A 24,494-nucleotide genomic window follows, 5' to 3' on the forward strand; every position below is an offset into this window, starting at 1 on the left:
GGCCTCAGCGAACGTAGGTGTAGAAGGTGCGCTCGATCGGGCCTTCCGGCAGATCGACGCGCAGCAGCCAGCCGAAGCACACGAGGCCGACGGCGGCGCAGGCGATGCCGTAGCCGATCGAGGGCAACCACGTCCGCCGTTCGGCGAAGCGCATGATGACGACGGTCACGGCGACGGTCGTGACGACGAAGCCGGCATACGTGGCGCCCAGCGCGAACACTGCGAAGGTGGCGATATAGATCGCGAAGGTCCGGTTCGATTCCTTCGTCGCCTCGACGTCGTCGGTGTCGCCGCCCTCGGTCTCGCCGGCCTGGCCCGGGAAGGCCAGGACGACGAGGGCGAGCGCCACGCAGATGCCGGCCATGAGCTGCGGGAAGAAGCCGGGGCCGGGGCCGTCGAAGCCCCAGCTCTCCAACTCTATCGCCTTCCACAGGCCGACCAGCGCCGCGGCCAGCAGGCCGAGCGTGGCGATCCGCGTGCCGCCCAACCTGATCATGCCTTCTTGGCCATGCCGGTTTCCTTGAGGATCGGCACGAGTTCCGTCTCGATCGTCTTCAACAGATCGCCGTACGCCTTGCCGTCGCGATAGACCGGCTGGATGCCGAGCTTGGCGATCTGGCTGGTCACGGACTCGTCCTTCATGACGTCGGCCAGCGCCTTGCTCATGCGCTCCTGGATGGCCGGATCGACGCCCTTGGGGAAGGCATAGCCGAACGGTCCGTTGCTGACCGCGTCGTAGCCCAGCTCGCGCAGCGTCTTCACGTCGGGATAGTCGGGCCAGCGCGCCTCGGCCGCGGAGGCGAGGAAACGCAGCTTGCCGGCCTCGATCTGCGGCCGCATCTCGGAGACGGTCTGGATCACGGCATCGACATGGCCGCCGATCGCCGCCGTCACCGATTCGACGCCGCCGGGGAACACGACCCAGCGGAACTTGGCGCCACTCAGCTTGGCGAGCTGGAACATCGCCACCACATTGGTGACGTTGTTGGAGCTGTAGGTGAGCTGCTTCTGCTTGCCCTGGTTGACGAGGTCCTCGATCGACTTGATCGGCCCGTCGGCGCGCGCGCCGATGCCGTAGCGCAGGGCCGCCACCTGGCCGATGATGTCGAACGCCTTCCACGGATCGTAGGCGACGTTCATCATGTTCGGCACCGCGACGTGGCTCGAGATCGCCACCAGGCCGATCGTGTGGCCGTCGGGCGTCGACTGGGCGAGCGTGGTCGGCCCGAGCGCGCCGGCGCCGCCCACCACGTTCTTCACGATGACCGTCGCGTTCAGCCGCTTCTCGAGCGCCTGGGCAATGATGCGGGCGGTGAGATCGGTCGAGGCGCCCGGCGCGTTGGGATTGATCAGCGAGATCTCGCGCGCCGGCCACTTGGCTGACTGGCCGATCGCGGGAGCGGCCACAGTCATGGCCGCGAGGGCGGTGCCGCCCTTCAATACGGTTCTACGATGCATCCTGTTTGCCTCCCTTTTTTTGTAGGGAAGGACAGTGCTTGCCGGGCCCGCTTCAGGTCAAGTGAGACGTGCCGTTACGCGAATTCTCAGGAGGCCGCGCGCACCTCGGCCGAGCGGTCCCAGATATTGGGCTGCTCGCGGTTGGTGTAGCCCGACACGAAGAGGTTGGGCTGTCCCGTCTTCACGTCGAACGTGTGCCGACGCACCGCGCCGATGTTGCCGCCATAGACATGGATGCTGATCGAGCCGCGATCGTCGAGCGCGTTGGTGACCTGGTGGATGTCGCCCTTGGGATTGCGTGGCGCCGGCACCAGCACCTCGACATCGCCGGGCTCGAGCTTGCTCAGCTCGCCCGGCACCAGCACGCCGGTCTCGGAATCGCGCGTGAAGGCCAGCGAGGTCTCCGAGCCGCGCAGCATGCCCACCAGGCCCCACATCTCATGATCGTGCACCGGCGTGTTGGCCTTCGGCGCCCACACGAAGCTCACGACGCAGAAGCGCTCGAACGGATCGCACCACAGCAGGTTCTGCGCATAGCCATGCGCCGGCACCTTGGCCGCCTGCTCGGGCAGCCAGTCGTCGTGCTTCACCAGCTCGCCCAGAAGCTTCGCGCCGACTTCGACGATCGCATTCTCGTCCTTGTCCTGCCAGGCGCCGCCCGTAAGCGAGGTCATGTCGCCGATGAAGCGACGCAGGCGGTCGATGCTCATAGCGCGGCCTTTCCCTTGAAGTTTGTTCCGAAGATCGTCTCGGTATCGGCACCGAGGCCCGGCGGATCGCGCCGCTTCGAGATGTCGGTGGCGGAGATCCGGACCGGGCTGCCGAAGGTCTTGGTCTTCACGCCCGAGGGTAGTTCCATCTCCTCGACCCATCCCATGTGCGCGACCTGCGGGTCGGCGAGGATCTGGCTGTAGGTATTGATGCGCCCCTGCGGCACGCCGGCCTTCTCGAAGGCCGCCAGCCAGTGATCGACGCCGTTCTTCGCGAACTCGACTTCGAGCAGGTCCTTGAGCGCCACCTGATTTGCGGCGCGCAACTGGGTCGTCGCGAAGCGCGGATCGGCGAGCAGGTCGGGACGGTCAACGACCCTGGTCACCGCTTCCCACAGTTTGTTGTTGCCGGCGGCGATCACGAAATGTCCGTCCGCCGCCTTGAAGGCCTGGTAGGGCGCGTTGCGCGGATGAGCCGAGCCCAGCTTCTTCGGATCGTTCCCGGTGCCGAAGAACTCGCTGGTCTGCAGCGCGGCCATGCCGAGGCTGCAGCCCAGCATCGAGGCGTCGATATGCGCGCCCGGTCCGCCGCCGGCGACCCGCCGGAGGATCGACGCGACGGTCAGCGCGGCATAGAGGCCGGTGCCCACATCGGAGACCGGCACGCCGCATTTCACCGGCGCGCCGTCGGGCTCGCCGGTCACGCTCATGATGCCGCTCATCGCCTGCACGGTGACGTCGAAGCCGCCCTCGCTCGAGCGGGGGCCGGACTGGCCGAAGGCCGAGATCGAGCAGTAGACGAGGCCGGGCTTCTCGGCGCGGAAGGATTCGTAGCCGAGACCGAGCCGGTCCATCACGCCGGGCCGGTTGTTCTCCAGCACGACGTCGGCCGACAGGATGAGCTGGCGCGCCGCCTGCTTCTGCGCCGGGTCCTTGAGATCGAGCACGACCGAGCGCTTGTTGCGGTTGATGGAAGCGAAGTTCTCGCTGTAGCCCTCACTGATCGGCGGCCACTGCCGCATCATGTCGCCTTCCGGCGGCTCGACCTTGATCACCTCGGCGCCGAGATCGGCCAGCAGCATTCCACAGTAGGGGCCGGCCAGGACCTGGCAGAATTCGACGACGCGTACGCCTGAAAGCGGCAACATGCTCAGCGGGTTCCATCCTGCGGGGTGTAACGGGGCCAGTCGTGCGAGGCGATCTGGTCGAGCGACGGCGTCGGCTGCCCCAGCCGGGCCTGATAGATCCAGTAGTTGGTCAGCACGCGCTGCACGAAGTCGCGCGTCTCGTGGAGCGGGATCAACTGGATGTAGAGCAGCGGATCCTGCGAGGCATTCAGGGAATTGTCCCAACGCATCACGTTGCCCGGCCCGCCATTGTAGCCGGCGGTGGTGCGCACGAGATTGCCGTCGGTCTCGTTCAGCAGCATCGAGATATAAGCCTCGCCGAGCGACATGTTGACCGACGGATCCCACGGGTTGGCGCCCGCCGTCTCCGGCGCATAGCGCGCCGAGACGGCGCGGGCCGTCGCCGGCATGAGCTGCATCAGCCCCATGGCGCCGACGACGGAGCGCGCCTTGGGATTGAAGGCCGATTCCTGGCGCATGAAGGCATAGACCAGCGCGCGGTCGACGATCGCCCCGCTCGACGGCTGCCACGGCGGAAGCGGATACATGCCGCCGTCATAACCCTTGATGTTGTGGCGCTGGTCCCAGTTGGCATTGCCGACCTTCACCGCGAGGGCCGGCAGCTGCGCCTTCAGCGCCAGCGCCATCACCGCCTCGACGTAGCGCGGATCGTTGTCGATCGACGCGGCGAACAGCTCGCGCTCCGCAGCCGTGGTGGCGCCGAGCTGCAGCAGCGCCAGCGCCCGGCGCGCCGCGCGGTCGTTGCGCAGCAGGTCGGCGCGGCGCCGGTCGAGCGGCGGCACGTCGAAGTCGGGCTGGATTTGCATGCCCAGCGCCTTCTGGGCGACCAGCCCGTAGAAGGTGCTGCCATGCAGCGCCGCCCGCTTCAGATAGGGCGCGTACTTCTGCGGATTGCCGGCCAGCAGGTTGGCGCGGGCGGCCCAGAACGAGCCGGCGGACAGGGTCCAGGACGAGGCCCGGTCGGGCGAGGCATCAGCGACCAGTTCGAAGCGGCGGGCGGCCTCGGCCATGTCGCCGCGCGTAAAGGCCGTCATGGCGGCGTTCCAGTTGGCGTCGGGCGGCATGCTGGCCTCGACGGGGATCTGCACGCCGCGCTGCGGATCGGCTTCGAGCTGGCGGGTGCGCAGGCGGCCGCGCCACAACTCGACCTCCTGGGGTCCGAGAATCTCGGTCGACGACTTGCGATCGAGCAGGACGAACGCGGCGTTGAAGCCGCCATCGTCGGCCATGCTCTGCAACCGCGAGCGCAGCTCGGCCGCGCGGCCGCCATCGGCGCCGTTGACGGTGCGGGCGGCCGCGAAGTTGGGCGAGCCCTGCGTGAAGCCGACGAACGTGGCGGGCGTCAGTTCCGCGCCACCCGGGGTGCGACGCGCCAGCGCCAGCCGGTAGATCGCCGGCGCGTCTGGATTGTCGTTGTAGTCCTGAAGCCAGGCGGCAAGCTGCTCGTAGCGGGCGGGATAGTTGGGGCTGAGCAGGCGCTGGGCGCCGACATATCCCATGAGGGTCTTGTCCGAGAGCTGCCGGATCTCGTCGTCGGCCTGCGCCCAGGCACCCGACTGCTGCGCTTGGAAAATGCGGCGGTAGCGGTCGCGCGTTTCGTTATCCAGAACGGTCGGCAGGTCGGCAACGACTGCAGCCTCGTCGAGTTCGAGGACGGGCGGCGGCGGCACATAGACCGCGGCGCGCGGCGCCGGGCGTGCCGATGGCCGCGCCGCCGGCCGGGTGGCGGCGGCCTTGGTGGTCGCAGGCTTGGTCGCCTGGGTCTGGACAGGCTTCTTGGCGGTCTGGGCCGAGGCGGAGGCCGCCATCAGGGCAGCCGCCCCGATCAGAAGGACGGAAACGGTCGTTCGCATGGCCCACCGTAGTTTGACTCCGGCCCATACGACAAGGGTGCGGCGATCAGGGTGGGTGCGGCTATACTGTCCGCAACGGAGGACCGAATGAACCTGCATCAAGAGCGTGCCGCAGCCGTGCGGCGCCTGATCGACGAGGCCCGCACCATCGAGAAGGACGGCGTGACCTACGCCAACCTCGAGAAGATCGGTGGACTTCTCTCGTCGCTGGCCAGCCGCGCCGACCTCTTCCCGCAGGAGGAATTCCCGTTGGGCGCCGAGGGCGGCATCTATCGTCTCAGCGAAGATCCCGACCATCGTTTCGCGCTCTATGCCTCGGCCGGTGGCGCCGGCAAGAAGGTCCCGCCGCACAATCACACGACCTGGGCGATCATCGCCGGCGTCCACGGCGCCGAGCGCAACGTGGTTTACGAACGCCTCGACAATGGCGCACAGGAAGGCGTGGTGCAGCTGCGCGAAGCCCCGTCGAAGGAAAAGACGCTGAAGCGCGGCGACGTGATCGCCTTCCTGCCCGACGACTTCCACCACATCGAGACACCGGTCGACTCAGGCAATGCCCTGCATCTTCATTTCTATGGCCTCAGCCTCGAACATCTGCCCGGTCGCCAGACCGTCGACCTGAAGACCGGCACCGCCAAGCGCTTCATGGCCAAGCCGAAGATCCTCACGCCGCTGCTCACGGTCCAGCAGGTCAAGGCGATGCTGAAGTCCGGCGAAGTCTTCGCTTTCTTCGACGTGCGCGAGGAAGGCGAGTTCTCGACCCAGGGCCATCCGCTGTTCGCGACGCCGCTCCCCCTCTCCCGCCTCGAGCCGCGGGCACTCGCCCTGCTGCCCGATCCGGACACGCGCATCGTGCTGATGGACGACGGCGAAGCGGGCCAGGCGGGCCGCGCCAACCGTGCCGCCGCGACGCTTTCGGGGCTCGGCTACACCAACCTCGCGGTCATGGCGGGTGGCCTGAAAGCCTGGCGCGACGCGGGTTTCGAGGTCTTCACCGGCGTCAACGTGCCCAGCAAGGCGTTCGGCGAGGTGGTCGAGCACGGCAACGACACGCCGCGCATCGATGCGGCCGACGTGCAGAAGATGATCGACGACAAGGCCGACATGGTGATCCTGGATTCGCGGCCGCTGCCGGAATTCACCAACATGTCGATCCCCGGCGGCATCGACTGCCCCGGCGCCGAGCTGGTCTATCGCGTGAAGGACTTCGTGACGCGGCCGGAGACGCTGGTCGTCGTCAACTGCGCGGGGCGCACGCGCTCGATCATCGGCGCGCAGTCGCTGATCAACGCCGGCCTGCCCAACAAGGTGATGGCGCTGAAGAACGGCACGATGGGCTGGCACCTGGCCGGCCTCCAGGTGGCGCGCGGCGAGACCAGGAGCTTCGGTCCCCAGGGACCGGAGGCCGCCAGGTTCGCCCAGGCCGCCGCGGCGAACGTCGCCACCAGAATGGGGATCCGCAGGATCGACAGAGCCGGCCTCGCCGCGCTCGAGCAGAAGGGCGGCCCGCTCTATCGCCTCGACGTGCGCGACCCCGCCGAATACGCAAAGGGCCATCTCCCGGGCTTCCGCCATGCCGCCGGCGGCCAGCTCGTGCAGGCCACCGACCAGTATGTCGGCGCCCGCAACGCCATGATCGTGCTGCACGACAATGACGGCGTGCGCGCCACCATGACGGCACACTGGCTGCTGCAGATGGGCTGGAACGAGACCTACGTGCTCGACCATACGCCCGCCGCGGCCGAACTCACGACGGAAGCCGAGCCGCGCTACCCGGCAGGCTTCGCGGTCCCGAAGGTCGCGACCGTGACCGCAGCCGAGCTGCAGAAGGCGCTGGCCACCACCCTGGTGGTCGATCTCGACACCAGCCTCAAATATCGCGACGGCCACGTGCCCGGCGCCTGGTTCGCCGTGCGTGCCAACTTGGGCCGCAGCCTAGCGGAGATGCTGGCCAGGCAGGCAGGCACCTCTCGGATCGTCCTGGTGGCGCCCGACGCCGAAATCGGCGCCCTCGCGGCGGCCGAAATCGCCAATCTGACGGCGGGTCTGCCTGTCGCCGTTTTGACAGGCGGTATGAACGCCTGGCGCGAGGCCGGCCTCGAGGTCGAGACCGGCCATGTCCGGATGGCCGATCCGCCGACCGACGTCTGGTACCGCCCCTACGACTTCAAGGAGGATGTCGAGGCGGCCATGCGGCAGTACCTGGACTGGGAGGTCGACCTCGTCCCGCAGGTCGAGCGCGACGGCGACGCCCGGTTCTCCGTCCTGAAGCGGTAGAACGGCGGAACGCTTGCATTTCAGGGCCTTGTCACATCGTCGCGTACGCTTGACACCCCGCGGGCCTGCCCATAGGTTCCGGCGCGTTTTTCATTGTGACCGCACCGTGTTGGTGGGGTGGCGGTGGAAAGCCCGGAGCGGAGCATCCGGTTATGGCTGAGGACGATCGGAAATCGACCCCTGACGAGCTGGATCGGCGCCTGAAAGGCGTGCGACAGGCTTACCAGAAGGGAACGGGCCAGTCGTCGAGACCCGCAACAGGCGGCGCCGGAGGCGAAAAGCTGGGCGTCGGCATGCGGATCGCAGTCGAACTGGTGGCGGGCGTCGTTGCGGGGGCCTTTCTGGGCCTGATGGCTGATCAGTGGTTGGGTACAAAGCCCTGGCTGCTGATCGTGGGGTTCATACTGGGATGCGGTGCGGCGTTCATGAACGTCTACCGGGTTGCGCAGGCTGAAGAGCGGCGCAGCAAAGCAGCCCAGGATGAGAAGAAGAGCTGAATTGGGGATAGAGTAACGTGGCCAGCCCGCTCGAGCAGTTTGCTATCCAGGACCTAACCGCCCCGCTGTTCAGCATCGGTGGCCATCACATCGCCGTCACCAACTCCGCCATCTTCATGATGGGCGCAGTGGTCCTCTCGTCGGGCCTCCTGCTCGCGGGCGCCGGCAAGGGAGCGATGATCCCGGGCCGCATCCAGGCGATGTCCGAACTCTTCTACGAGTTCATCGCCAACATGATCCGGGACAATGTCGGCAGCGGCGGCAAGAAATTCTTCCCGTTCATCTTCACGCTCTTCATCTTCACGCTGTTCGGCAACATCCTCGGGATGCTCCCCTACGGCTACACCTTCACGTCCCAGATCGCCGTCACCTTCTTCATGGCGATGGTGGTGTTCCTCGGCGTGACGCTGATCGGCCTGTTCAAGCACGGCCTGCACTTCTTCTCCCTGTTCTTCCCGCATGGCGCGCCGCTGTTCACGGCGCCCATCCTGATCCCGATCGAGCTGGTCTCCTATCTCAGCCGTCCGATCAGCCTGTCGGTCCGACTGTTCGCCAACATGACCGTCGGTCACGTGCTCCTGAAGGTGCTGGCCGGCTTCGTCGTGGCACTCGGCATCTTCGGTGTCGTCCCCCTCGTCGTGCTGGTGGCGATCACCGCGCTCGAGCTGCTGGTGGCGCTGCTGCAGGCCTACATCTTCACGATCCTCTGCTGCATCTACCTGAACGACGCGCTGCATCTGCACTAGTCGCCGCGCCCGTATCCATCGATCCATCACGTCAAAGCCAAGAGAAAACAGGAGATAGAAATGGACGCTTCAGCCGCCAAGTTCATCGGTGCAGGCCTCGCCGCCATCGGCATGATCGGCGCCGGCATCGGCGTGGGCAACGTCTGGGCGAGCTACATCACGGCTCTGTCGCGCAACCCGGCCTCGAAGGCCGAAATCGGCGCCAACATCTGGATCGGCTTCGCCGTCACCGAGGCCATCGCGCTGTTCGCGCTGATCGTCGCGCTGATCGCCCTCTTCGCCTGAGTTCGATCGTGCCCGTTCAGGCACTTCGGACTTCGGTCGCCGCGGCAGCCCTCATCGGGCTGCCGTTTGCTGCGCAGGCGGCCGGCATGCCGCAGTTCGACCTAACCAGATTCCCCACCCAGATCTTCTGGTTGGTGGTCTGTTTTGCCGTGCTTTATTTCCTCATGGCCAAGGCCGTCCTGCCGAAGATCGGCAAGACGATCGAAAGCCGCGAGCACAAGATCCAGGCAGACCTCGACGCGGCCCAGAAGGCCAACGATGCGGCCCGCGCCGCGGGTGTCGAGCAGGACAAGGCGCTCGCCGAAGCGCGCGGCCAGGCTTCCGGCCTGATCCGCGAGGCCTCGGAGGCCGCTGCGGCCCAGACCTCTGCCAAACTGCATGAAGTCAGCGACCGGCTGGGTGCCGACATCATCGCCGCCGAAAAGCGGATCGGCGAGCAGCGCACGCAGACCCTCGCGGGCCTCGGCAACATGTCGACGGAAATCGCCACGGCGGTGCTGGGCAAGCTGGTGGGATCTGCCGATCCCGCGCAGGTCGCCCGCGCCGTCGACGAAGCAGCAAAGGCAGGCAAGCCATGATCGGTACCGCATGGGCAGCCGATGCACACGGCGGCGGCGGAGGCTTGTTCTCCGATCCGACGTTCTGGGTTGCCGTTTCCTTCGTTATCTTCCTGGCGATTGCCGGCAAGCAGATCGTCAAGGGGCTGACCAAGCTCCTCGACGACCGCACCGCCCTCATCGCGCGCACGCTCGGCGAAGCCGAGAAGCTCCGCAACGAGGCACAGAAGTCGCGTGACGACGCTCAGAAGAACCTCGCCGACTCGGCCAAGCTGGCCCAGGACATCGTGGCGCAGGCCAAGCAGGAGGCCGTGCGCCTCACGCAGCACGCCGCCGAGGAGCGCGAAGCGCTGATCGCCCGCCGCGAGCAGCAGGCCAAGGACCGCATCGCCCAGGCGGAGGCCCAGGCCTCCCGGGAAGTGCGCAACATGGCCGTCGACGTGGCGCTCGCCGCCACGCGCACCCTGCTCAAGGACCAGGTCGGTGGCGGCCGCACACAGGCGATGATCGACGAGGCCATCACCGAACTGCCCCGCCGTCTGCACTGACTTTTCGAAAATAGGGATCGCCCGCAAAAAACAAAAGCGGGCAACCTGGTGCCCCCGCCGCAAGGCGGGGGCTTTTTCTTTGCGTCCCATTCTCGAAAAGAAAAACTCGTCACCTCCCCCGTCATACGGGGGAGGCTGAGAGGGGGAAGGCAACGCGATGACTTTGAGTTGGGGAGAGTTCAGACCTGTGGCCTTCCCCCTCCGGCCAAAGGCGCTGTAACAGCGCCGGGGCCACCTCCCCCGTAAGGCGGGGGAGGAAGTTCTGACTACTCCGCCGCCTGCTTCAGCGGATCGGTGCCCGGCGGGTTGTTCGACGGCTTCCAGCGCAGCACCGGCTTGCGTGCCGCCAGCGTCTCGTCGAGACGGCGGCGCGGCGCGTAGAGCGGTGCCGCCTTGAAGTCCTCGGCGGCGGTGCCGGTCTTGGCCTTCGCGGTGAGCGAACGCAGGGCGCCGATGAACTGGTCGAGATCTTCCTTGGCCACGCTCTCGGTCGGCTCGATTAGCATCGCGCCATGCACCACCAGCGGGAAGTACATGGTCATCGGGTGATAGCCCTCGTCGATCATCGCCTTGGCGAAGTCGAGCGTGCTGACGCCGGTGTCCTTGAGGAAGCTGTCGTCGAACAGCGCCTCGTGCATGCACGGTCCGTCGAAGGCCGGGCTCATCACGTCCTTGAGGGCCGCCATCACGTAGTTGGCGTTGAGCACCGCATCCTCGGCGACCTGCCGGAGACCGTCGGCGCCGTGGCTCATGATGTAGGCCAGCGCGCGCGTGAACATGCCCATCTGGCCGTGAAAGGCCTTCAGCCGGCCGAGCGGCGTGCCGTCGACTTTCGCGCCATCCTCGGCGACGCGCCACGTGTCGCCGTCCTTCACGATCCACGGATAAGGCGCATAGGGCGCCAGCGCCGCCGAAAGCACCACCGGACCTGCGCCCGGACCGCCGCCACCATGCGGCGTCGAGAAAGTCTTGTGCAGGTTGATGTGCATGCAGTCGATGCCTAGGTCGCCCGGACGCACCCTGCCGACGATGGCGTTGAAGTTGGCGCCGTCGCAGTAGAAGTAGGCGCCCGCCTCGTGCACGGCCTTGGAGATCTCGACGATCTCGCTCTCGAACAGGCCGCAGGTGTTGGGGTTGGTCAGCATGATCGCCGCCACGTCGGGACCCAGCGCCGCCTTCAGCGCCGCGAGGTCGACGCGGCCGCGATCGTTGGCCGGGATCGGCTTCACGACGAAGCCGAGCGCCGCCGCGGTCGCGGGATTGGTGCCGTGCGCCGATTCGGGCGCCAGCACGGTCTTGCGCTGCGCGCGTTCGCCCTTGGCCTCGAGGGCCGCGGCGATCGCCATCATGCCGCACATCTCGCCATGCGCGCCGGCGGCCGGCGACATCGCCACGGCCGGCATGCCGGTGAGCGTCTTGAGCCAGTGCGCCAGCCCGTCGATCAGCTCCAGCGCGCCCTGCACGGTCGAGACCGGCTGCAGCGGATGGAGATCGCCGATGCCCGGCAGGCGCGCCACCTTCTCGTTGATGCGGGGATTGTGCTTCATGGTGCACGAGCCCAGCGGGTAGACGCCCATGTCGATGGCGTAGTTCTTCTGGCTGAGGCGCGTGTAGTGCTGCACCACCTGCGGCTCGGAAAGACCGGGCAGGCCGATCTCGCCCTTGCGGCGCAGGCCGTTCAGACGTTCCTTGACCTTGGGAGGCTCGGGCAGGTCGACGCCGCAGCGTCCGGCCTGGCCCATCTCGAAGATCAGCGGCTCCTCGATCTGGAGCGCGCGGTTGCCGGTGTAGGTGCCGTGCGTGTTGACGGAACCGGCGGAGACACTGCCAGCACGTCCCTGGCTGCGGTCGAGCGACTGTACCATCACAGCACCTCCTTCAGGCCGGCGATCAGCGGATCCATGCCCGCGTCGGTCGCCGTTTCGGTCGCCGCCAGCAGCAGCAGGTTCGCGACCGAGGGATCGTTGGGGATCAGGCGCGACACCGGCAGGCCGCCCAGGATGCGCTTGGCCGCCAAGGCTTCGACGACCTCGGCCGCGGGCTTGGGCAGCTTCACCGTGAACTCGTTGAAGAAGCTGTCGTTCAGCACCGTCACGCCAGGAAGTGCCGCGATCCGGTCGGCGAGCTGCGAGGCCTTGGCATGGTTGAGCTCGGCCAGACGCGTGAAGCCCGCTTCGCCCAGAAGGGTGAGATGCACCGTGAAGGCCAGCGCGCAGAGGCCGGCATTGGTGCAGATGTTGGACGTCGCCTTCTCGCGGCGGATGTGCTGCTCGCGCGTCGAGAGGGTGAGCACGAAGCCGCGCTTGCCGTCGGCATCGACGGTCTCGCCGACGAGACGCCCCGGCATCTGGCGCATGTACTTGTCGCGGGTCGCGAACAGTCCGACATAGGGACCGCCGAAGCCGAGCCCGTTGCCGATCGACTGGCCCTCGCAGACCACGATGTCGGCGCCCATCTCGCCCGGCGGCATCAGCAGTCCCAGCGAGACCACTTCCGTCACTACGACGATCAGCAGCGCCCCGGCGGCGTGGCAGGCTTCCGCGAGCTTGGTGAAGTCGCGGACATGGCCGAAGAAGCTCGGGTTCTGCACGACCACGCAGGACGTGTCGCGGTCGACCGCGGCGATCAGGTCCTCGAGGCCCTCGGCGTCGGTCTTCGAGAAGTTCGCCGTGAAGCCTTCCCACTTGGCCGTGGTCTCGATGATGCTGCGATACTGCGGGTGCAGCCCGCCCGAGATCAGCGCCTTGTGGCGGCGCGTGACCCGGTTGGCCATCAGCACCGCCTCGGTCGTGCCGGTCGAGCCGTCGTACATCGAGGCATTGGCGACTTCCATGCCGGTGAGGAGGGTCACCTGGGTCTGGAACTCGAACAGGTAATGAAGCGTGCCCTGCGTGATCTCGGGTTGATACGGCGTGTAAGAGGTCAGGAATTCGCCGCGCTGGATCATGTAGTCGACGGTCGCCGGCACGTGATGGCGATAGGCCCCGGCGCCGATGAAGAACGGCGTCGCGGCCGGCGACAGGTTCTTCGCCGCAAAGCCCTGGAAGGCGCGTTCGACTTCGAGTTCGCCCTGGTGATCGGGCAGGCCGCCGACCTTGGCCGCCAGCCGCGCCGACGCCGGCACGTCACGGAACAGCTCGTCGACCGACTTGGCGCCGATCACGCTCAGCATCTCGCGGCGGTCGGCGTCGGTGAGAGGGAGATAACGCATCAGGCTCTTGCTCCTTGAGTAATGTCCTCATCCTGAGGAGCATCGCGCAGCGATGCGTCTCGAAGGATGGGAACGAGCACCTTGTCCCTGGCCCATCCTTCGAGACGTGCCCTGCGGGCACTCCTCAGGATGAGGTCTGGTCGGCTAGCCGAGGCTCTTCACGAAGGCTTCGTAGGCGGCCTCGTCCATCAGACCGTCGAGCTCGCCCTTGTCGGCGAGCTTCAGCTTGAAGAACCAGCCCTTGCCCGTCGGCTCGGCATTCACGTCGCCCGGCGTGTCGGCCAGCGCCGCATTGCTCTCGACGACTTCGCCGGAAGCCGGCGCATAGATGTCGGAAGCGGCCTTCACCGATTCGACGACGGCGCAGGCTTCGCCCTTGGCGACCTTGCGGCCGGCGGCGGGCACGTCGACGAACACCACGTCGCCGAGCTGCTCCTGGGCGTACTGCGTGATGCCGATCGTGCCGACATCGCCCTCGACGCGGATCCACTCATGCTCTTCGGTGTACTTGGTCTCGGCCATCTTGATCTCCTATCCGCGGTAGTAGGCGTGTTTGACGAAAGGCATGGGCACGATCTCGGCCGGCACGGGCTTGCCGCGCACCATCAGATCGACCTTGGTTCCGTTGGCTGACTGGCTGCGCTCGACGTAGCCCATGGCAATGGCGCGCCCCAGCGTGGGCGAGAAGCCGCCCGACGTGACGGTGCCGACGGTCTTGCCGCCGATCACGATCTCCGCGCCCTCGCGCGCGATCGCCTTGCCTTCGGGCAGCAGGCCGACCCGCTTGCGCGTCGAGCCCTCGGCGATCTGCTTCTGGACGACCGCGGCGCCGGGAAACCCGCCCTGCACGCGCCGCTCCTTGCCGACGCTCCACAACAGCACCGCTTCGACCGGCGTGGTGGTCGTGTCGATGTCGTGGCCGTAGAGGCAGAGCCCGCCCTCGAGCCTGAGCGAATCGCGGGCGCCGAGTCCGATCGGCTTGACCTCGGGATGGCTGAGCAGCTTGCGCGCGATGGCGTCGGTCTGCTCGGCCGGCGTCGAGATCTCGTAGCCGTCGCCGCCGGTGTAGCCCGAACGCGTGACGTAACAGCGAGCGCCGTCGATCACGACATAGGCGCCGGTCATGAACTTCATGGTGGCGACCTGCGGCACCAACCGCGACAGCACCGCCGACGCCTGCGGTCCCTGCAGTGCGAGAAGCCCGCGCGAAAACATCGGCTCGACCTCGCAGGTCGCCGAGAGATGCTTCTGCATGTGCGCCAGGTCGGCGTCCTTGCAGGCCGCATTGATGACCACCAGCAGGTGATCGCCCGTGCTGGTCACCATCAGATCGTCGAGGATGCCGCCGGCATCGTTGGTGAACTGGGTGTAGCGCTGCTGGCCCGGCTGCAGGCCGGCGATGTCGCCCGGCACCAGCGTCTCCATCGCCTTCGCGGCACTCTGGCCGGGCTTCGCGGTGAGACGCACCTGGCCCATGTGCGAGACGTCGAACAGGCCGCAGGCGGTGCGGGTATGAGTGTGCTCGACCAGGATGCCGGTCGGATACTGGACCGGCATCTCATAGCCGGCGAAGGGCACCAGGCGCGCGCCCAGCTCGCGATGAAGATCGTAAAGCGGCGTGCGCTTCAGGGGGCCGGCGGTGGGTTCGGTCAAAAGAGTCTCCGTCGAAGTCGCGTTGAACGCGACCGGAGTCGCGCCTTCACGACGCAAGGACTGCGCCGTTCGCGACCCCCTCTGTCCGGAGACCTGAAAGATTCGCCGGGAGTCCTCCCTGGGAGGGCCGGCTTACTTCGTCGGTGGGCGTGCGCCGAATGGGGCGCCCGCCACTTTCCAGAGACCCATCCTCCTGCGGTCCGTTTGCCTGAGAGTTTCCGGGGCCGGTTGCTCCTTCGGCGCCATCCTCGCGGATGGGCTCTCCCACAGGGATCGTCTGGGTGGACGGACCATAGGCAGGGCCCCGTTCGGCGTCCACGCACAAAGGCGCGCAGCACCATGAAATTGCGGGGAAAACGAATCTCCCCTTGTAATTGAGTGATTGCTCACTTATTTATGTGAGCGCTTACTCACTTGTGGAGGTTGCATGTTCATCCGCGGCTCGTTCGGCGAATTCCCCGAGCTTCACACCGACGCAGCTCCACAGGCTGCGCGACCCGATTGGGTGATCGACTGGCGCTGGCTGTCGACGGAGAGCGAGAGCCCCTCTTTTCCGAGTGAGCGCTCCCTCATAGGATGCGGAGTATGGGCAAAGCCGAAGAGACTAAAGCCCGCGTAGAGCGCGCGGCCCTCACCCTGTTCGTGGCGCGGGGCGTCGCGGCAACCACGACCCGCGAGATCGCTATGGCGGCGTCGATCGCCGAGGGCACGATCTACCGCTACTTCCCGAGCAAGGAGCAGCTCGCCCTCGACATCTTCCTCGGCCACCACCGCGCGCTGGCCGAGGCGCTGGCCGAGGCACAGCGGCCCGTCACGGATCTGCGGGACAAGATCGAGGCCATCGTCCGCTGCTACTGCGAATGGGCGGACAGGGACTGGTCCCTGTTCGCCTACCATCTGCTCACCCAGCACCTGTTCCTGGCGCTGGTCCCCAACGGCACGCCCAACCCGGTCGATGTCTTGCGCGAGGTCATCGTGAGCGCGATGACGGCCGGCGAGATCCCAACGCGAGACCCCGACCTCGCGGCCGCCTCCGCCATCGGCACCGTGATGCAGCCCGCGACCTACAAGGTCTACGGCCGCTTCGAAGGCCCCCTCTCCGACCATGTGGCCTTCTTCGCCAATGCCGCCTGGGCGGTTCTCGCCGTCCCCGACCGCTAGTTCGGCGGTGTCAGGCCGCGACGTAGACGAAGGCGTCGAGGCCGGACTTCAGGCGCACGGCGACGCGCTTGTAGTCCGACACTTCGTAGGTGTCGGCGGCGGCAAGCTCGGCGGCGGTAATCCTCAGCACCACGCCCGGCACTTCGTCTTCGGCACGGCCGGAGGGCAGAGCGATCAGGTGATGCGTCTTGCCGCTGGTCTTCACGACCTCAGCGTCGCGGATCTCGAGCAGCGACGTTGCATAGCCCGGCAGGGCATCGGCACGACCTTCGAGCCGCCGGCCGAAGGTCGCGAGCTGAACGTCTTCCTGCTGCAGCGTGCCGTAGGAGAAGAGCCAGACGTCGGTCACTGCGGTTCCCTACTCAATCCTTGTCATCCTGAGCGAAGCGAAGGATCTCACGCCAGCCACACAGTCCTTTGGCCGCTCCGCTAGGTCCTTCGCTGCGCTCAGGACGACAGCCCTGAGTTCCGTCAGCCCTCGCGGGCCAGCGCGCCGAAGGCTTCGACGAAGGCCTCGCGCGGGCCGCCGATGCCGGTTTCGTTGAAGATGTCGGCGGTGAGAGACTTCACGGCATTCTCGTCGATGCGCACGCCGTTGTTCTCCAGGAAGCCGCGCGCGGCCGTCACGGCCTCGTCCATCGCGCCGCCGCGCCTGTAGAGCTGGTAGTAGTCGGGATGGCCACCACGGCCCAGCGCCTCGGCCAGCACGTCGGTGAAGTTCACCACCTTCAGCGAAGGATAGATCGCCTCGGCGCCGGAAAGGGCGCGATGGCAGGAATGATACATCGTGACGATCGTGTCGGCGCCGGCATCGACCGCGCCCATGACGAGATCACGATGGATCGCCTGCTCGCGCGCCTTGAACTTCGCGGCCTGTCCGCCGCAGGCATAGGAGAAGCCCGAATCCTGCGGCAGCTCGACCAGCTCCAGGTTGGGCACGGCGCGCAGCAGGGTGCGGATGCTCTCGACCGTGGCGCCGATGCCCTGATGCTCGTGGATCACGACGCGGCGCTTCGGCTGGTCCGCCTTGAAGCGCGCCTTCAGCGCATCGAGGTTGGCGGCAAGGAACTCGCTCACGTGTCCCATGTCGAACGACGGTTCCTCGACGTCCTTCTCCAGCTCATCGAAATTCTTGGTGCAGGTCGGGCACCAGGTCAGCACCTTGGAGGCGCCGGACTGGCCGAAGCGCTGGAAGGTGCGATGGCCCATGCGCTCGTAGGTCGGCAGGTCGGCTTCCTGGAACTGGTAGACGCCGCAGCAATGGGCGGTGCCGCCGACCACGTCGAAGTCGAGCTCCAGCGCGTCGAGGATATCCATGACGTTCAGCACGATGTGTGGCGTACGCAACACGTTGCAGCCCGTGTAGAACAACACGTCGGCAGTCCGCCGCTCGGCCGGCGCCAGGATCTTCTTCAGCGTCTCGGACGGCAGCTGCATGCTGGCGAGCAGGCGCACGGCCTGCGCCATGTGGCGGAACCGGCCGGCGGCGTTGGCTGCACCTTCCTGCACCGGCCGCGCCGCCTGCAGCGACTTCATCTTGGCGATGGTCACCCACTGGCGGACGTTGATGCCCTCGGGACAGGCGGCGGTGCACTGGGCGCTGCCGTCACAGGCACCGAGCCACTGGTCGAGCAGCGGCGCCGCGGCCCCGCCCTCGCGCGTGAGCGACAGGAGTTCGCCGACACGCTGGGCCGCCCCGCCGGCGTCGAGCCCGCTTTCGCGTGCCGTCGGACAGGCCTCGAAGCACTTGCCGCAGCCCGTACAGCGATCGGCCGCCTCGGCGGCCAATGCTTCCAGCCTGTCGGCATAGGCACTCATCAGCGCTGGCCTTGCCGCCTGTTGTACTCGAGTTCGTCCTGCGACGGCCTGAGGCCGACGGCGATGCGGTAGCTGCCCAGTTCCTGAATCTGGCTGAACGGCAGGGTGAGGTTGAGCTCCTCCTGCGACTGGCCCCGCGGGTTGGCGGCCGACAGTTTGAAATCGGCCGTGAAATCCTGGCCCTGTACGACCTGGCCGGAGGCGCCGATCACCCGCACGAAGTACGGCACGCGCGTCTGGCCGGCGATGATCGAGGGTCCGGCCGTGACCGCGACGCGCATGACCAGGGTCACATCCATCTGATTGCGCCGCAGCGAGCACTTCGTGCCGACACCGGCCAACGCCGCCTCATACTCGACGTCGCGCGGGTCGCGCCCCGGCCCGTCCTTGAAATGGGTCAGCCGGCCCGCATCCTGGACCGTGAACGGCGCAGGGCAATAGGCGGTCGCGGAGTCCTCGGACTTGCCACCACAGGCGGAGAGGAAGAGCGCCAGCGCGACCGGCGCGGCGCGGAGATACATACTGAGGGTCATGCCAATGTCTTGTGTGAGCCGTCGCAAAGCGGTTTCTTCGAGGAGTGCTTGCAGTCGCAGAGCCAGTAGTCGCCGGCTTTCTCGACCGAGTACTTCATCGGGGCAAGGCCGGAGCCCTTGTGGCTGCCGTCGCAAAACGGCTGGGCCTTGCTCAAGCCACAGGCGCACCACCAGTAGTCCTTGCCCGCCTCGAGAGCGACCTTCGAAGGCGCCCTGGCCGCGACAACCGGCTCGGTCATGTTGCTTTCCCCGTTGCGGCGGCTTTGTTACGGTGCCGCGCCAATCCGTACCGCGCGGACTCTAGGCAATGGTCCGCAGGCCCGCAAGCGAACGGGTCGGCATAGTCTCGAACGAATTTTCATGGTCACCCAGAAGAAGCCGCTCACGATCCTGCTCGCCAGTCCGCGCGGCTTCTGCGCGGGTGTCGACCGTGCCATCCAGATCGTCGAGCGTGCCCTGAAGCGCTACGGCCGGCCGGTCTATGTCCGCCACGAGATCGTGCACAATCGCTTCGTGGTCGAAAACCTCGAGGCCCAGGGCGCGATCTTCGTCGACGAGCTCGACGAGGTGCCGGACGATCGACCGGTCGTCTTTTCCGCGCACGGCGTGCCGAAATCCGTCCCGGCCGAGGCCGGGCGGCGCAACCTTCTCTATGTCGATGCGACGTGTCCCCTGGTCTCCAAGGTCCATCGCGAAGCCGAGCGCCACAGCGAGTCGGGACGCACGGTCGTGCTGATCGGCCATGCCGGTCATCCCGAGGTGATCGGCACGATGGGCCAGCTTCCCGACGGCGCGGTGATCCTGGTCGAAGATGCCGCGCAGGCGGAAACGGTCGAGGTGCCCGACCCGGAGAACCTGGCCTATGCCACGCAGACGACCCTGTCGGTCGACGACACGACCGGGATCGTCGCGGTGCTGCGCCGGCGCTTTCCGGCGATCCAGGGACCGAAGATGGAAGACATCTGCTACGCGACCACCAACCGTCAGGCGGCGGTCAAGGCGATCGCCGGCCGCTGCGACGCCCTGGTGGTGATCGGCGCGCCCAACTCGTCGAACTCGATGCGGCTGGTCGAAGTCGCGGCCAACTACGGCTGCGCGAAGTCGCGCCTGGTCCAGCGCGCCGCCGACATGGACTGGACGTGGCTGGGCGATGCAGGCCGCCTCGGCATCACGGCCGGCGCCTCGGCACCCGAGCTTCTGGTCGACGAGCTGATCGAGGCCTGCCGCGCCCGCTACGACGTCACCGTCGAGGAAGTGCGCACGACCGAGGAAAGCGTCGTGTTCAAGCTGCCGCGCGCGCTGGTGGCCTGACGTGGCGGTCTACACGGAAGTCGGCGACACCGAGCTCGAAGCCTTTCTCGCCGAATACGACATCGGCCGGGCCGAGTCGTTCAAGGGAATCGCCGAGGGTGTCGAGAATTCGAATTACCTGCTCACCACGACGAAGGGCCAGTACATCGTCACGCTCTACGAGAAGCGCGTCGATCCCCGGGATCTCCCCTTCTTCCTCGGCCTGATGGATCATCTGGCGGCACGCGGCATCACCTGCCCGCAGCCGATCCATGGCCGCGACGGCAATGCCCTGCGGTCGCTGGCCGGCAAGCCGGCGGCGATCACCAGCTTCCTGCATGGCATGTGGCCGAGGCGCACGACGGTCGCCCATTGCGCACCGGTCGGCGAGGCGCTGGCCGGCCTGCATCTCGCCGGCCAGGACTTCGCGCTCCGGCGACCCAACGCGCTGTCGGTGGCGGGCTGGCGCCCCCTCTGGGAAGGCTGCCGCCGCGAGATCGATGCGCCGCTCGACCGCGAGCTGGGCGCCGAGATCGAGTTCTTCGAGGCGAACTGGCCGCGCGACCTGCCGGCCGGCGTGATCCACGCCGACCTGTTCAACGACAACGTCTTCTTCCTGCAGGACAGGCTCTCGGGCCTGATCGACTTCTATTTCGCCTGCAACGACCTGCTGGCCTACGACGTCGCGATCTGCCTCAACGCCTGGTGCTTCGAGATCGACAATTCGTTCAACGCCACCAAGGCGCGCAACCTGCTGCACGGCTATGAGCGCGTGCGCAAACTGAGCGGTGACGAGAAGCAGGCGCTGCCGTTACTGGCGCGCGGCGCGGCCTTGCGCTTCCTGCTGACCCGTCTCTACGACTGGGTGCACACGCCGCCCAATGCGCTGGTGAAGCGCAAGGACCCGCAGGAATACCTCGCCAAGCTGCGCTTCCATCGCGGCGTCACCTCTCTTTCGGATTACGGATTGTGAACGAAGCCGCGAAGGTCGAAATCTTCACCGACGGCGCCTGCAGCGGAAACCCCGGCCCGGGCGGCTGGGGCACCATCCTGCGCATGGGCGAGAAGGAACGCGAACTGTCCGGCGGCGACCGCGCCACGACCAACAACCGCATGGAGCTGATGGCGGCGATCCAGGGGCTCGAGGCGCTGAAGCGGCCGTGCCACGTCCGCCTCTTCACCGACAGCACCTATGTGAAGGACGGCGTCACCAAGTGGATCCACGGCTGGAAGAAGAACGGCTGGCGGACGTCCGACAAGAAGCCGGTGAAGAACGTCGAGCTATGGCAGCGCCTCGACGCGGCTCGTGCCGCCCATCAGGTCGAGTGGCACTGGGTGAAGGGCCATAGCGGCCATCCCGAGAACGAACGCGCCGACGCACTCGCCCGCGCCGCGATCTCGGCGCTCAGATCGTAGAGCGCTGAGATCAGCTCCGCTTCGGCTGCGCCGGAACGGGCTTCTTTTCGCCCTGCTTGTCCATCACGAGGTCGAAGCCCTCGCGCGTGCCGTCGCAGGGATTGTCGCCTTCGGCCAGGCGCCAGACCTGCGACTTGCCCGAGCGGCGGAAGGTGAGCAGCCCTCCCACCTTGCAGGGCGTGCCCTTCTCGACCTTGGCGACACGGAAGGCGACTTCGCCGCGAACCTGAACCACGCCCGCCGCGATGCGCTCGACGACGCCATCGATGGAAACCCAGTCGCCCTCGGTGCCGGGCGCGACGCTGTCGAGGCGGCCCTTCACGGTCCACAGATTGCCCTGGCGGGTCACCGTCACTTCGCCGGGCTTCGCACCCTTGATCTTGGCATAGCGTCCCCAGGTGATCTTGCGCGCCTCCGCGAACAGCTGCGCCTCGGCGTCGGAATCCACGACGGTCCGTTCGACCTTGGCCGGCGCCGCCGGCAAGGGCGACGAAAGATTGGAGGGAGACGCGCCCCGCTCGACGACCGGCGCACGCTCCGGCGGCGGCGCGGGATAGTAGGAGGAAGGCGGCTGCGGGGCGGCGGCCGGCTGGGCGAAGGCCGGCGCGGCAAGCACCAGGGCACCGAGGAGGGCGATCGACGAGAGGGCTTTGTTCATTTGCATGAGTTTTACCTGAGGGGCGTGCACGAGGCTATCGCTTCCCGCCGGCTGGCGGGGCCGTGGGAGCAGCAGGTGACGACGCACCTGCATTGGCGAGACCGGCGGTGGCCCGGCGCGCGGCGGCCGAGCCGGCCGGCGCCCGCTGCAGCACGCGGTTGAAGTCGGCGTTGGCGGCATCGCGCGACCCGCGCGCCAGATTGGCGAAGCCGCGCTCGAGCAGCGCCTCGGAATGGTCCGGCGCGATCGACAGGGCCCGGTTGAGATCGACCAGGGCGCGGCCGGGGTCGCCGGCATTGCGCCAGGCCGCGGCGCGCAGCACCAGCACCTCGACATCGTCCTGGCGCAGGCGGATGGCCCGGTCGAAGTCGGAGATGGCGCGCGGCCAGGACTGCATCGCGGCGTAGGACAGGCCGCGATCGACCCAGAGGTCGGGATCGTCGGTCTTGAGTTCGAGCGCCCGGCTCTGGGCCGCGGCGGCCTTGTCGGCGGCGCCGGCCTCCATCCAGGCCTGCCCCGCCTGAACGTACAGTTCGGCCCGCAGGCCCGGCCGGTCCTGGCCCATGTCGCGGGCAATGGCCTCGAACTGTGCGGCGGACTGGGCATACTTGCCCGACTGGAACATGGCCAGGGCGACGCAGTGGCGGGCTCCCATGCCGCCGCCTTCGGCGATCCATTTCTCGGCCGCCGGCAACGCGCGCAGCGGCTCCATGCGGGCGAGCCGCATGCAGTCGTTGTAGCGTTGGACGTGATCGGGGCGCACTTCCAGCGCCGGCGGACCGGGCAAGGACTTGGGCGGCCCCGGGATGACGGGAATGGGCTGGGCGAGAGACGGCGACGCGGCGAGGATGCCGAGCAGCAGCCACAGTGGCTTGCGGCGAAACAACATGGTTGAAAAGAACCGTGCCACGGCGTTCCTGACAAGATGACAAGACGACTTTTCATTTTCGGCCTGGGCTTCAGCGGCCTTGAAATTGCCAAGCTTGCAAGCGCGGAAGGCTGGTCGGTGGCCGGCACCTGCACGACCGAAGACAAGGCACGCAGGCTGCGCGAAGAGGGCATCGAGGCCCACCGGTTCGACGGCACGGCGGCGCTGCCGACGGAGGCCTTCGGCGAGGCGACCCATGTCGTCTGCACGATCGCGCCGGGCGTCGAGGGCGATCCGGCACTGCGAACCTGCCGCGCGCTGCTCGGGCGGGCGCGCTGGCTGGGATACCTCTCGACCACCGGCGTCTACGGCGATCACGAGGGCGGCTGGGTCGACGAGACGACAGACCCCCTTCCAAGCCAGCCGCGCAGCCAACAGCGGCTCGCCGCCGAACAGGGCTGGCGCGAGGTCGCGTCCGCGACCGGCGCATCCCTCCACATCCTGCGGCTGCCCGGCATCTACGGCCCCGGGCGCAGCACCCTCGACCGCGTGAGAGACGGCACGGCCCGGCGCATCGACAAGCCCGGCCAGGTCTTCTCCCGCATCCATGTCGAGGATCTCGCCGCCAGCGCGCTGAAGGCCACGGAGCGCGCCACCGGAACCGAGATCTGGAACGTGGCCGACGACCTGCCGGCCTCGAACGCCGACGTCATCGCCTATGCCTGCGAGCTGCTGGGACGACCGGTGCCGCCCGCCATTCCGTGGGAAGAAGCGGCACCCGTGATGTCGGCGATGGCCCGCTCCTTCTATTCGGAGAGCCGTCGCGTGAAGAACGACAAGCTCAAGCGCGAGCTGGGCGTCACGCTGCGCTATCCGACCTATCGCGAGGGCCTGAAGGCGATCGCAGCGACGGAGCTCTAGCGTGGTGTAGCAACGGAGCGCGCCACTCCAGTGGCGCTCATACAGGGCTCGACCGCCAATGCTTGAGCGCCACTGGAGTGGCGCGCTCCGATGAGACTACCCCACCAGCTCCTCGACGGTCGCGATCAGGCGGGCGATGTCGGCGGGGGTGCTGAGACGATGGTCGCCGCCCTTGATGAAGGTGGTGACGACCTCGGGCGCCTCGAGATGTTTGGCGATCTGCAGCGAATATTCCCACGGCACGTCGGGGTCGCTCTGGCCGTGCAGCAGTCGCACCGGACAGGGCAGCGCCAGCGGCTTGTCGAGCAGCAGGTGATGACGTCCCTCCTCGATCAGCTTCCAGGTGAAGACCGACGGCTCGGGCGAATATTGCGACGGGCGCTCGAGCCGGCCGTCGCGCTCCAGGGTGGCGCGATCCTCGGGAGAGAGGCCGTTGAGCAACATGCGCTCGGTGAAGTCGGGCGCGGCCGCGATCAGCACGAGACCGACCAGCCGCTCCGGGCGCGCACGCGCCGCCAGCAACGAAAGCCAGCCGCCCATGCTCGATCCGACCAGCACCAGCCTGCCCGTGGTCAAACGGTCGATGGCGGCGAGCGAATCGTCGAGCCAGCGGCCGATCGTGCCGTCCTCGAAGCGACCCGACGACTGGCCATGGCCGAGATAGTCGAACCGCAGGAACGCGCGGCCGGTCTTTTCGGCCCAGGCTTCGAGCGCTACCGCCTTGGTCCCGGTCATGTCGGAACGAAAGCCGCCCAGGAAGACGACGGTCGGCCCGCTTCCGTCCGTCGTTGCATAAGCGATAGTGTTGCCGTCGTCGCGCTGCAGTCGCTCGACCCTACCCACGTTGCTCCTCCCGTGTTACCTGCTGCCGCCCTTCAATCGTGTA

The 24,494-nt window shown here is 67.4% G+C and carries 27 protein-coding genes and 2 riboswitches; of the genes, 11 read left to right on the forward strand and 16 right to left on the reverse strand.

The window, feature by feature from the left end; genetic code table 11:
• Positions 1 to 4 precede the first annotated feature (4 nt).
• The 5 genes from ACQY78_RS12230 to ACQY78_RS12250 form a co-directional block, all read right to left on the reverse strand.
• On the reverse strand, positions 5 to 496 hold the full coding sequence (locus ACQY78_RS12230; RefSeq protein WP_428685960.1) for a tripartite tricarboxylate transporter TctB family protein: 492 nt from the start codon (positions 494 to 496) through the stop codon (positions 5 to 7).
• Positions 493 to 1,458, reverse strand: coding sequence for a Bug family tripartite tricarboxylate transporter substrate binding protein (locus ACQY78_RS12235; RefSeq protein WP_428685961.1), 966 nt, complete (start codon positions 1,456 to 1,458; stop codon positions 493 to 495). Before ACQY78_RS12235 ends, ACQY78_RS12230 begins: the two co-directional genes overlap by 4 nt.
• Positions 1,459 to 1,544: 86 nt before the next feature.
• A complete protein-coding gene (locus ACQY78_RS12240; protein ID WP_428685962.1) occupies positions 1,545 to 2,168 on the reverse strand; it encodes a cysteine dioxygenase in 624 nt (207 codons plus the stop codon).
• Positions 2,165 to 3,316, reverse strand: a complete 1,152-nt coding sequence (locus tag ACQY78_RS12245; RefSeq protein WP_428685963.1) for a CaiB/BaiF CoA transferase family protein — start codon at positions 3,314 to 3,316, stop codon at positions 2,165 to 2,167. The genes ACQY78_RS12240 and ACQY78_RS12245 overlap by 4 nt, the downstream gene beginning before the upstream one ends.
• A 2-nt stretch (positions 3,317 to 3,318) precedes the next feature.
• Positions 3,319 to 5,169: a transglycosylase SLT domain-containing protein gene (locus tag ACQY78_RS12250; protein WP_428685964.1), complete on the reverse strand. Its 1,851-nt coding sequence runs from the start codon at positions 5,167 to 5,169 to the stop codon at positions 3,319 to 3,321.
• 87 nt (positions 5,170 to 5,256) lie between these two features.
• Here ACQY78_RS12250 and ACQY78_RS12255 point away from each other — a divergent pair, with 87 nt between their 5' ends.
• The 6 genes from ACQY78_RS12255 to ACQY78_RS12280 all read left to right on the forward strand — a co-directional run bounded on the left by ACQY78_RS12255 (position 5,257) and on the right by ACQY78_RS12280 (position 10,079).
• On the forward strand, positions 5,257 to 7,446 hold the full coding sequence (locus ACQY78_RS12255; protein WP_428685965.1) for a rhodanese-like domain-containing protein: 2,190 nt from the start codon (positions 5,257 to 5,259) through the stop codon (positions 7,444 to 7,446).
• A 152-nt stretch (positions 7,447 to 7,598) separates the two neighbouring features.
• Positions 7,599 to 7,943 (forward strand): AtpZ/AtpI family protein, encoded by a 345-nt coding sequence (locus ACQY78_RS12260; RefSeq protein ID WP_298317112.1) that lies wholly within the window; start codon positions 7,599 to 7,601, stop codon positions 7,941 to 7,943.
• Positions 7,944 to 7,960: 17 nt separating this feature from the next.
• On the forward strand, positions 7,961 to 8,689 hold the full coding sequence (locus ACQY78_RS12265; protein ID WP_428685966.1) for a F0F1 ATP synthase subunit A: 729 nt from the start codon (positions 7,961 to 7,963) through the stop codon (positions 8,687 to 8,689).
• A 60-nt stretch (positions 8,690 to 8,749) separates the two neighbouring features.
• Positions 8,750 to 8,974, forward strand: coding sequence for a F0F1 ATP synthase subunit C (locus ACQY78_RS12270; protein ID WP_020698011.1), 225 nt, complete (start codon positions 8,750 to 8,752; stop codon positions 8,972 to 8,974).
• Positions 8,975 to 8,982: 8 nt separating this feature from the next.
• The gene (locus tag ACQY78_RS12275) at positions 8,983 to 9,552 is read left to right on the forward strand and encodes a hypothetical protein (RefSeq protein ID WP_428685967.1); all 570 of its coding nucleotides are present in this window, start codon (positions 8,983 to 8,985) and stop codon (positions 9,550 to 9,552) included.
• Positions 9,549 to 10,079 (forward strand): ATP F0F1 synthase subunit B, encoded by a 531-nt coding sequence (locus ACQY78_RS12280; RefSeq protein ID WP_428685968.1) that lies wholly within the window; start codon positions 9,549 to 9,551, stop codon positions 10,077 to 10,079. Before ACQY78_RS12275 ends, ACQY78_RS12280 begins: the two co-directional genes overlap by 4 nt.
• Before the next feature lie 266 nt (positions 10,080 to 10,345).
• Here ACQY78_RS12280 and gcvPB read toward each other — a convergent pair whose 3' ends face one another.
• The 4 genes from gcvPB to gcvT form a co-directional block, all read right to left on the reverse strand.
• Entirely contained in the window at positions 10,346 to 11,944 is a 1,599-nt protein-coding gene (gcvPB, locus tag ACQY78_RS12285) for an aminomethyl-transferring glycine dehydrogenase subunit GcvPB (protein WP_428685969.1), read from the reverse strand.
• Positions 11,944 to 13,290: an aminomethyl-transferring glycine dehydrogenase subunit GcvPA gene (gene gcvPA, locus ACQY78_RS12290; protein ID WP_428685970.1), complete on the reverse strand. Its 1,347-nt coding sequence runs from the start codon at positions 13,288 to 13,290 to the stop codon at positions 11,944 to 11,946. Before gcvPA ends, gcvPB begins: the two co-directional genes overlap by 1 nt.
• 144 nt (positions 13,291 to 13,434) lie before the next feature.
• Positions 13,435 to 13,812 (reverse strand): glycine cleavage system protein GcvH, encoded by a 378-nt coding sequence (gene gcvH / locus ACQY78_RS12295; protein WP_425067958.1) that lies wholly within the window; start codon positions 13,810 to 13,812, stop codon positions 13,435 to 13,437.
• A gap of 9 nt (positions 13,813 to 13,821) precedes the next feature.
• Positions 13,822 to 14,943, reverse strand: a complete 1,122-nt coding sequence (gcvT, locus tag ACQY78_RS12300) for a glycine cleavage system aminomethyltransferase GcvT (protein WP_428685971.1) — start codon at positions 14,941 to 14,943, stop codon at positions 13,822 to 13,824.
• 79 nt (positions 14,944 to 15,022) lie between these two features.
• A riboswitch (glycine riboswitch) is annotated at positions 15,023 to 15,126 on the reverse strand.
• Positions 15,127 to 15,129: 3 nt separating this feature from the next.
• Positions 15,130 to 15,220, reverse strand: a riboswitch (glycine riboswitch).
• A 308-nt stretch (positions 15,221 to 15,528) separates the two neighbouring features.
• On the opposite strand from gcvT, the gene ACQY78_RS12305 reads away from it, so the two are divergent.
• Positions 15,529 to 16,104 (forward strand): TetR/AcrR family transcriptional regulator, encoded by a 576-nt coding sequence (locus ACQY78_RS12305; protein WP_428685972.1) that lies wholly within the window; start codon positions 15,529 to 15,531, stop codon positions 16,102 to 16,104.
• Between the two features lie 10 nt (positions 16,105 to 16,114).
• Here the strand turns inward: ACQY78_RS12305 and ACQY78_RS12310 are convergent, their stop codons facing one another.
• The 4 genes from ACQY78_RS12310 to ACQY78_RS12325 form a co-directional block, all read right to left on the reverse strand.
• Complete coding sequence (locus ACQY78_RS12310; protein WP_428685973.1) at positions 16,115 to 16,453, reverse strand: gamma-glutamylcyclotransferase family protein; 339 nt, start codon at positions 16,451 to 16,453, stop codon at positions 16,115 to 16,117.
• 122 nt (positions 16,454 to 16,575) lie between these two features.
• A complete protein-coding gene (locus tag ACQY78_RS12315; protein ID WP_428685974.1) occupies positions 16,576 to 17,922 on the reverse strand; it encodes a (Fe-S)-binding protein in 1,347 nt (448 codons plus the stop codon).
• A complete protein-coding gene (locus tag ACQY78_RS12320; protein ID WP_428685975.1) occupies positions 17,922 to 18,455 on the reverse strand; it encodes a hypothetical protein in 534 nt (177 codons plus the stop codon). Before ACQY78_RS12320 ends, ACQY78_RS12315 begins: the two co-directional genes overlap by 1 nt.
• Positions 18,452 to 18,694, reverse strand: coding sequence for a CDGSH iron-sulfur domain-containing protein (locus ACQY78_RS12325; RefSeq protein ID WP_422010437.1), 243 nt, complete (start codon positions 18,692 to 18,694; stop codon positions 18,452 to 18,454). Before ACQY78_RS12325 ends, ACQY78_RS12320 begins: the two co-directional genes overlap by 4 nt.
• Before the next feature lie 121 nt (positions 18,695 to 18,815).
• Between ACQY78_RS12325 and ispH the strand changes: the two genes are divergently transcribed.
• Genes ispH through rnhA form a run of 3 tightly spaced genes read left to right on the forward strand, consistent with a single transcriptional unit; the run spans position 18,816 to position 21,161 of the window.
• Positions 18,816 to 19,766: a 4-hydroxy-3-methylbut-2-enyl diphosphate reductase gene (ispH, locus tag ACQY78_RS12330; protein ID WP_428685976.1), complete on the forward strand. Its 951-nt coding sequence runs from the start codon at positions 18,816 to 18,818 to the stop codon at positions 19,764 to 19,766.
• A 1-nt stretch (position 19,767) separates the two neighbouring features.
• Positions 19,768 to 20,718 (forward strand): homoserine kinase, encoded by a 951-nt coding sequence (locus ACQY78_RS12335; protein WP_428685977.1) that lies wholly within the window; start codon positions 19,768 to 19,770, stop codon positions 20,716 to 20,718.
• On the forward strand, positions 20,715 to 21,161 hold the full coding sequence (gene rnhA / locus ACQY78_RS12340) for a ribonuclease HI (protein ID WP_428685978.1): 447 nt from the start codon (positions 20,715 to 20,717) through the stop codon (positions 21,159 to 21,161). Before ACQY78_RS12335 ends, rnhA begins: the two co-directional genes overlap by 4 nt.
• Before the next feature lie 10 nt (positions 21,162 to 21,171).
• On the opposite strand, the gene ACQY78_RS12345 is transcribed toward rnhA, so the two are convergent.
• Together ACQY78_RS12345 and ACQY78_RS12350 are read right to left on the reverse strand one after the other, a co-directional pair.
• On the reverse strand, positions 21,172 to 21,825 hold the full coding sequence (locus ACQY78_RS12345; protein WP_428685979.1) for a hypothetical protein: 654 nt from the start codon (positions 21,823 to 21,825) through the stop codon (positions 21,172 to 21,174).
• Positions 21,826 to 21,853: 28 nt separating this feature from the next.
• Positions 21,854 to 22,708 carry a tetratricopeptide repeat protein gene (locus ACQY78_RS12350; protein WP_428685980.1) on the reverse strand — a complete coding sequence of 285 codons (855 nt, stop codon included), beginning with the start codon at positions 22,706 to 22,708 and terminating at the stop codon, positions 21,854 to 21,856.
• Between the two features lie 36 nt (positions 22,709 to 22,744).
• Here ACQY78_RS12350 and ACQY78_RS12355 point away from each other — a divergent pair, with 36 nt between their 5' ends.
• A complete protein-coding gene (locus ACQY78_RS12355; RefSeq protein WP_428685981.1) occupies positions 22,745 to 23,608 on the forward strand; it encodes an SDR family oxidoreductase in 864 nt (287 codons plus the stop codon).
• A 96-nt stretch (positions 23,609 to 23,704) separates the two neighbouring features.
• Here ACQY78_RS12355 and ACQY78_RS12360 read toward each other — a convergent pair whose 3' ends face one another.
• The gene (locus ACQY78_RS12360; protein ID WP_428685982.1) at positions 23,705 to 24,451 is read right to left on the reverse strand and encodes an alpha/beta fold hydrolase; all 747 of its coding nucleotides are present in this window, start codon (positions 24,449 to 24,451) and stop codon (positions 23,705 to 23,707) included.
• Positions 24,452 to 24,494: the final 43 nt, after the last annotated feature.

It is taken from the genome of Reyranella sp., assembly GCF_965279625.1.
Taxonomy (GTDB): domain Bacteria; phylum Pseudomonadota; class Alphaproteobacteria; order Reyranellales; family Reyranellaceae; genus Reyranella.

Coding starts and splice junctions, on each gene's coding strand:
- ACQY78_RS12230 (WP_428685960.1), bottom strand. CDS start 496: ATGATCAGGTTGGGCGGCACGCGGATCGCCACGCTCGGCCTGCTGGCC.
- ACQY78_RS12235 (WP_428685961.1), bottom strand. CDS start 1,458: ATGCATCGTAGAACCGTATTGAAGGGCGGCACCGCCCTCGCGGCCATG.
- ACQY78_RS12240 (WP_428685962.1), bottom strand. CDS start 2,168: ATGAGCATCGACCGCCTGCGTCGCTTCATCGGCGACATGACCTCGCTT.
- ACQY78_RS12245 (WP_428685963.1), bottom strand. CDS start 3,316: ATGTTGCCGCTTTCAGGCGTACGCGTCGTCGAATTCTGCCAGGTCCTG.
- ACQY78_RS12250 (WP_428685964.1), bottom strand. CDS start 5,169: ATGCGAACGACCGTTTCCGTCCTTCTGATCGGGGCGGCTGCCCTGATG.
- ACQY78_RS12255 (WP_428685965.1), top strand. CDS start 5,257: ATGAACCTGCATCAAGAGCGTGCCGCAGCCGTGCGGCGCCTGATCGAC.
- ACQY78_RS12260 (WP_298317112.1), top strand. CDS start 7,599: ATGGCTGAGGACGATCGGAAATCGACCCCTGACGAGCTGGATCGGCGC.
- ACQY78_RS12270 (WP_020698011.1), top strand. CDS start 8,750: ATGGACGCTTCAGCCGCCAAGTTCATCGGTGCAGGCCTCGCCGCCATC.
- ACQY78_RS12280 (WP_428685968.1), top strand. CDS start 9,549: ATGATCGGTACCGCATGGGCAGCCGATGCACACGGCGGCGGCGGAGGC.
- gcvPB (WP_428685969.1), bottom strand. CDS start 11,944: ATGGTACAGTCGCTCGACCGCAGCCAGGGACGTGCTGGCAGTGTCTCC.
- gcvPA (WP_428685970.1), bottom strand. CDS start 13,290: ATGCGTTATCTCCCTCTCACCGACGCCGACCGCCGCGAGATGCTGAGC.
- gcvH (WP_425067958.1), bottom strand. CDS start 13,812: ATGGCCGAGACCAAGTACACCGAAGAGCATGAGTGGATCCGCGTCGAG.
- ACQY78_RS12305 (WP_428685972.1), top strand. CDS start 15,529: ATGGGCAAAGCCGAAGAGACTAAAGCCCGCGTAGAGCGCGCGGCCCTC.
- ACQY78_RS12315 (WP_428685974.1), bottom strand. CDS start 17,922: ATGAGTGCCTATGCCGACAGGCTGGAAGCATTGGCCGCCGAGGCGGCC.
- ACQY78_RS12320 (WP_428685975.1), bottom strand. CDS start 18,455: ATGACCCTCAGTATGTATCTCCGCGCCGCGCCGGTCGCGCTGGCGCTC.
- ACQY78_RS12325 (WP_422010437.1), bottom strand. CDS start 18,694: ATGACCGAGCCGGTTGTCGCGGCCAGGGCGCCTTCGAAGGTCGCTCTC.
- ispH (WP_428685976.1), top strand. CDS start 18,816: ATGGTCACCCAGAAGAAGCCGCTCACGATCCTGCTCGCCAGTCCGCGC.
- ACQY78_RS12345 (WP_428685979.1), bottom strand. CDS start 21,825: ATGCAAATGAACAAAGCCCTCTCGTCGATCGCCCTCCTCGGTGCCCTG.
- ACQY78_RS12350 (WP_428685980.1), bottom strand. CDS start 22,708: ATGTTGTTTCGCCGCAAGCCACTGTGGCTGCTGCTCGGCATCCTCGCC.
- ACQY78_RS12355 (WP_428685981.1), top strand. CDS start 22,745: ATGACAAGACGACTTTTCATTTTCGGCCTGGGCTTCAGCGGCCTTGAA.